The sequence below is a fragment of the Halomonas sp. 3D7M genome (genome assembly GCF_014897885.1).
In the GTDB taxonomy this organism is placed as follows: Bacteria; Pseudomonadota; Gammaproteobacteria; order Pseudomonadales; family Halomonadaceae; genus Vreelandella.
Window position 1 is genome coordinate 1 of record NZ_JABUZF010000247.1, and the last position, 5405, is coordinate 5405.

6 protein-coding genes are annotated in these 5405 nt (G+C 55.6%); all 6 read left to right on the forward strand.

Annotated features, from left to right (window positions below):
- Positions 1 to 643 (forward strand): PepSY-associated TM helix domain-containing protein (locus tag INT22_RS14475; protein WP_193068471.1); only part of this gene is annotated, 643 nt, incomplete at its 5' end.
- 414 nt (positions 644 to 1057) lie between these two features.
- Positions 1058 to 1927, forward strand: coding sequence for a metal ABC transporter solute-binding protein, Zn/Mn family (locus tag INT22_RS14480; protein WP_193068472.1), 870 nt, complete (start codon positions 1058 to 1060; stop codon positions 1925 to 1927).
- 23 nt (positions 1928 to 1950) lie between these two features.
- The gene (locus tag INT22_RS14485; RefSeq protein WP_193059658.1) at positions 1951 to 2733 is read left to right on the forward strand and encodes a metal ABC transporter ATP-binding protein; all 783 of its coding nucleotides are present in this window, start codon (positions 1951 to 1953) and stop codon (positions 2731 to 2733) included.
- A gap of 3 nt (positions 2734 to 2736) precedes the next feature.
- Positions 2737 to 3852 (forward strand): metal ABC transporter permease, encoded by a 1116-nt coding sequence (locus INT22_RS14490; protein ID WP_193068473.1) that lies wholly within the window; start codon positions 2737 to 2739, stop codon positions 3850 to 3852.
- Positions 3849 to 4769, forward strand: a complete 921-nt coding sequence (locus tag INT22_RS14495; RefSeq protein ID WP_193059660.1) for a metal ABC transporter permease — start codon at positions 3849 to 3851, stop codon at positions 4767 to 4769. Before INT22_RS14490 ends, INT22_RS14495 begins: the two co-directional genes overlap by 4 nt.
- 96 nt (positions 4770 to 4865) lie before the next feature.
- Positions 4866 to 5315 (forward strand): type II RES/Xre toxin-antitoxin system antitoxin, encoded by a 450-nt coding sequence (gene parS / locus INT22_RS14500; protein ID WP_038479340.1) that lies wholly within the window; start codon positions 4866 to 4868, stop codon positions 5313 to 5315.
- The last annotated feature ends 90 nt before the right edge of the window (positions 5316 to 5405 follow it).

A 5405-nucleotide genomic window follows, 5' to 3' on the forward strand; every position in this document is an offset into this window, starting at 1 on the left:
GCGCGTTGAAGTGCCCATGTCGGAGGCACGTTTAAACGAACAAAGCCCAACCAATTGGTCACTCGAACAGGCACAACTCCCAGAATCCTCACAGCAGCCAGGTCAGGCAGAGAGCATCGGCCTTGACGGTGCTGTCGCCATTTTCAATGAACTGGGATTACATAATGGCTATGCTGTCAGCCTGCCGACTACGGCAACCGGTGTGTACACCGGCTCGGTCTATCCCAATGACCTTAGCCAACAGCGCGTGGTGCACCTTGATCAGTACACTGGCGAGCGCTTGATCGACATGAGCTATGCCGACTATGGACCCTTGGGCCGCTGGTTGGAATTTGGTATTAACGTGCATATGGGTCAGCAGTTTGGATTATTCAATCAACTCTTGTTCTTGACGGTCTGCCTCGCCATTATTCTGCTGGCAGTGTCAGCGGCGGTGATGTGGTGGAAACGACGCCCCTCGGGCGCGATGGGAGTCCCACCACTACCGAGCGATAAACGGGTGTTTCGTGGCCTGACTGTCATGCTGGTGATCGGGGGAGTTATTTTTCCGCTCGTCGGCGCTTCCTTGATCTTTATGCTTATCGTTGACTGGTTTGTCGTTCAACGCTTACAGGAACGGCGTTTAGCTAGTCAAACTGCCTAAGCCTTGCTCAACAAATCGTTCCTTATCATCAATTCTATGCGCTAATTAATGAGGAGCTGGGAAAATGGTGCTTTTCCACCAATGCACCATTTTCCCATGCGCCTGATGTTTATTCCCGCCATCATCCAAGCTCACCTCTCAGCTCATTTCAACGCCGTTTATCCGCTTGACATTGGGTTAATTGCGCCACAAACTTAGCCAAGGCTATACTTTTTTCCCAAAAGAAATAAACTTGCACGAAGCAACGCTGCTTTAATCATCCTCTATCCCATGTAGAGTCTGGAGCTAAATAATGGCAACAAAGCATGCAGTGATCCTATTAACAACGCTGCCTTTAAGTGCGCTGGCAACTGCCGATACCCCCCCCNNNNACCTGCCGATACCCCCCCCTTAAACGTGGTGGCAACGATTGGTATGATCGCCGATGTGGCGCAGGAAGTAGGCGGCGAATGCGTTAATGTGGAAGCCATGATGGGCCCAGGCGTAGACCCTCATTTGTATCAGGCAAGCGCTAGCGATGTGGCAACGCTGCGAAACGCAGAACAGATTTTCTACTCGGGCTATTCGCTGGAAGGTCAGCTAGGCGACGTACTGGAAAGGTTCTCCGAGCGCACACCTACGCTTGCCGTCGCCCCTGCCTCGATTGACCCTGCATCATTGATTACCTCACAGGATGTGTACGGCATTGATCCTCATCTGTGGATGGACGTTTCTTTATGGGCACAAACACTGCCCACGCTCAATGCCGCGCTGAGTGAAGCACGCCCCGACTGCGCCGCGACGTTTGATGCCAATACCGAGCGCTATCAGACTCAACTGCTTGCCCTACACGAATGGGTGACAGACAGTATCGCCAGCATTCCCGATGAGCAACGCATTCTGGTCACCGCTCACGATGCCTTTGGTTACTTTGGCCGCGCCTACGATATCGACGTGGAAGGCATACAGGGCATTAGCACAGAAACGGAAACGGGTATTGCTGATATTCGCAACATGACAGATATTGTGGTGGATCGCGCGGTTCCGGCCCTTTTCATCGAGAGCACTATTAATCCGCGCACGGTTCAAGCCGTTATTGATGCCGCCCAACAGCGGGGCCAGGTTGTCGAAATTGGCGGTGAACTCTACTCCGATGCCATGGGCGACCCAGACACGGTCGATGGCACTTATATGGGCATGATCTACCGCAACACCCAGCATATCGTCGAAGCGCTTGGCGGTACCCTGGCACCGCTTCCCGAAGCAATGAACGATTGGGCTACCGAGTGGAAGCTCGCTCACTAATCATTCAATAAGGCACTGCAACAATGGCGACACCCGCAACAACCGACACGGCGCTCAGCATTCAGAACCTGACCGTCAGCTATCATAATCAGCCCGTTCTCTGGGATATTAACCTAGAGATTCCTACCGGCGTGATGGCAGGCATTGTCGGCCCTAACGGGGCGGGTAAGAGCACGCTGATCAAGAGCCTGCTGGAGCTTGTACCATCACTTTCTGGCGAGGTCATGGTGCATGGCCGCCCCTACGCCTCACAGCGCAGGCGCGTTGGCTATGTGCCGCAGCGCTCCAGCGTCGACTGGGACTTCCCGACCACCGCGCTGGATGTGGTCACCATGGGGCTTTACGGTCGCCTGGGCTGGCTCCGGCGCCCAGGGCGTAAAGAGCGTAACGAGTCACTGGAAGCCCTGGAGATGGTGGGAATGAGCGCCTACGCCGACCGCCAGATCAGTCAGCTTTCCGGCGGCCAACAGCAGCGAGTGTTTCTGGCCCGCGCACTGGTGCAACAGGCCGATGTGTACTTTCTCGATGAGCCCATGGCCGGGGTTGATGCCACCACCGAGCGAGCCATCATCGACATTCTGCGCCGTTTGCGTGATGCGGGTAAAACGCTGATTGTTGTCCACCATGACCTGCAAACCGTACGTAATTACTTCGACTGGCTGTTGCTGCTTAACGTCCGTGTGATTGCCAGCGGCAAGGCTGACGACGTGTTTAATATTGATTATCTACGTCAGGCGTATGGTGGCCAGATTGCCCTGCTGAACGATAGCGACGCCCTGATGTTCACTGCTTCGAAGGTAAAATAACCCATGCAGTGGCTTGATCTTCTTTCTGACTACACCTTTCAAAACGTGGTGATTGGTGCCTCGCTACTGGGTCTGATCAGCGGCCCACTGGGCTGCTTTGCGGTGTTACGCCGCCAGAGCTTGCTCGGTGACGCCATCTCCCACGCGGCGCTGCCCGGCGTGTGTTTAAGCTTTATCATCACCGGCAGTCGGGATATGGGCGGCGTTATCATTGGCTCACTGGCCACTGGCTCGTTAGCCGCGCTGACGATGCTGCTGCTGACCCGCAAAAGCCGCTTGAAAACCGATGCCGCTCTCGGCATTTGCCTAAGCATTTTCTTTGCCATTGGCATCGTGCTGCTGACCTATATCCAGGGTACCAATAACGCCTCCCAAGGGGGGCTAGAAGCCTTTCTGTTCGGCCAGGCCGCTGCTACGCTACGCTCGGATCTGTGGGTAATGGGCAGCATCACCCTCTTCACACTCACGCTGCTCGCCATCTTCTGGAAACAAGCCAAGCTGGTCACTTTTGATGGGCAGTACGCCCGCTCGCTCGGCATGCCCGTCAACGCCATCGAAGCCGCGCTTACCGCTATGGTGGCGCTCGCCGTGGTGGTCGGCTTGCAAATGGTTGGCGTGATATTAATGGCCGCCATGATCGTGGCGCCAGCCGCCATGATCGTGGCGCCAGCCGCTGCGGCCCGGCAGTGGAGCCGTCATCTGGGGGGGATGCTGGTTATTGCCGCTGGCATCGGTATTGTCAGTGGGGTCTCGGGGGCAACCATTAGTACCCTATCCCGTGGTCTGGCGACCGGCCCGCTGGTGATTCTCACCGCAACGGCTATTGTCATCATCTCGCTGGCGCTTGCTCCCGGCCGAGGCCTGCTGTGGGGCTTCATCAAGCATTACCGCCAAAAAGAAGCGCTGCAGAAGCAGCAGTTACTCTACACGCTTTACAAGCATCCCAGCGCCTCCCGACACTACCGCGCAACATTTGGCGCGCGCATGGTGCTGAGTAAACTTAAGCGCCAAGGCTACCTTATACGCTCCTCTGACGGCGGCGCCGGATGGGCGCTAACATCGCGGGGAGAAAAGGCAGCCAAACAGGTGGTCGCCACCTTCGAAGAGGTCGTGACATGATTGCTGAATTACTAACCAACACGGCGCTGCCCATTATTCTGGTAGGTGCCATGGTTGGCATTGCCTCCTCGGCGGTGGGTACCTTCCTTGTGCTGCGCGGCAATAGCATGCTCACTGATGCGATTAGTCACTCAATTGTATTTGGCATTGTGATTGTCTGGCTGCTGACCAAACAGCAGAGTGGGCCTGTACAGCTAATAGGCGCCGCATTAACCGGGCTATTAACCGTATTACTTACCGAGGCACTGGCCAACACCAAGCGGGTAAAGCAGGATGCCGCTATCGGTCTGGTTTTCCCCGCGCTCTTCTCCATCGGTGTGCTGTTACTCAATGTCTACGCCAACGATGTGCATATCGACACGCATACTGTGCTGCTCGGTGAAATCGGCTTTGTCTGGTTGGATACTCTCGACATCTTCGGTCTGCCCATCCCCAAGGCGCTGGTATCGATGAGCGTGATGACACTGCTCAACTACGCGTTTATCGGGCTCTTTTATAAGGAGCTGAAACTAGCCACCTTCGATCCAGCGCTGGCCAAAACGTTCGGCTTTATGCCTTCGATTCTTTTCTATGTGCTGCTAATGCTAACTAGCTCAACCGCCGTAGCGGCCTTTGATGCCGTGGGGGCAGTACTGTTTATCGCCTTTGCCATTGTGCCCGCTTCCGCCGCCTATTTGCTGACCGATCGGCTATGGATGATGTTTATCATCGGTGCGCTAATTTCGATCGCTTCAAGCATTTCTGGCTACTACCTCGCCGTGTATTTCAACGTCTCCATTGGCGGCATGATGGCGATAATGACCGGCGTTTTCCTAATCCTCGCCTTCCTCGCTGGCCCCCGCTACGGCGTGATCACCCAGACCATGAAACGCCGCCGCGCCCGCGAAACACCAGAAGCGCCAAGTTCGTTGCGCTAAAGAGATTAGAGGCGATGCCTTCCATCTCACTTGACGTCTGGGCAGGCGAGGCGTATACCATTTGATAGTTCATTGAAATATCAAATGAGAAATACCATGGATATGCACTTCACTCAATACCAGCCACCCAAAGCCTTGGCATCAGGTTTCTGGCACCAGATCGGCCTGCCTGCCAGAGGCCGCAAGCTGCATGAGCTTTTGCATCAAGGCGTTGAGTATAGGGTCTACCCCAGACTGGCTAAGGCGTCAGGTATCGAACAGAAGGCGCTGGCAGGCTACGTCGATATTCCCCCGGCCACGCTGAGCCGCCGTGCTAAGTCGGGGCGCTTTAAGATGGCGGAAAGCGACCGGCTATATCGCTTTGCCGAACTCTTCAAGGCGGCGCTAGACCTGTTTGAAGGCGACGTCGAGGGTGCCCGCACCTGGCTGCTCAAACCCAATACTGGCCTGGGCGGGCGCAGGCCCATCGAAATGAGCGCAACCTCTGCCGAGTATCAAACGGTGCTGAACCTGATTGGGCGACTGGAGCATGGGGTTGCTACGTGAATGAGGTCAACGCTTACCGCTTGATCAAGCGCAAGTATCAGGACAACGCTTTCGATGGCGAAGGCGCACGCCTTTATGGCGGGCGCTGGA

What these genes read in the sequence shown, in the direction of transcription:
- INT22_RS14490 (WP_193068473.1), top strand. Translation starts at nt 2,737, where the DNA reads ATGCAGTGGCTTGATCTTCTTTCTGACTACACCTTTCAAAACGTGGTG.
- parS (WP_038479340.1), top strand. Translation starts at nt 4,866, where the DNA reads ATGGATATGCACTTCACTCAATACCAGCCACCCAAAGCCTTGGCATCA.
- INT22_RS14485 (WP_193059658.1), top strand. Translation starts at nt 1,951, where the DNA reads ATGGCGACACCCGCAACAACCGACACGGCGCTCAGCATTCAGAACCTG.
- INT22_RS14495 (WP_193059660.1), top strand. Translation starts at nt 3,849, where the DNA reads ATGATTGCTGAATTACTAACCAACACGGCGCTGCCCATTATTCTGGTA.
- INT22_RS14480 (WP_193068472.1), top strand. Translation starts at nt 1,058, where the DNA reads ATGATCGCCGATGTGGCGCAGGAAGTAGGCGGCGAATGCGTTAATGTG.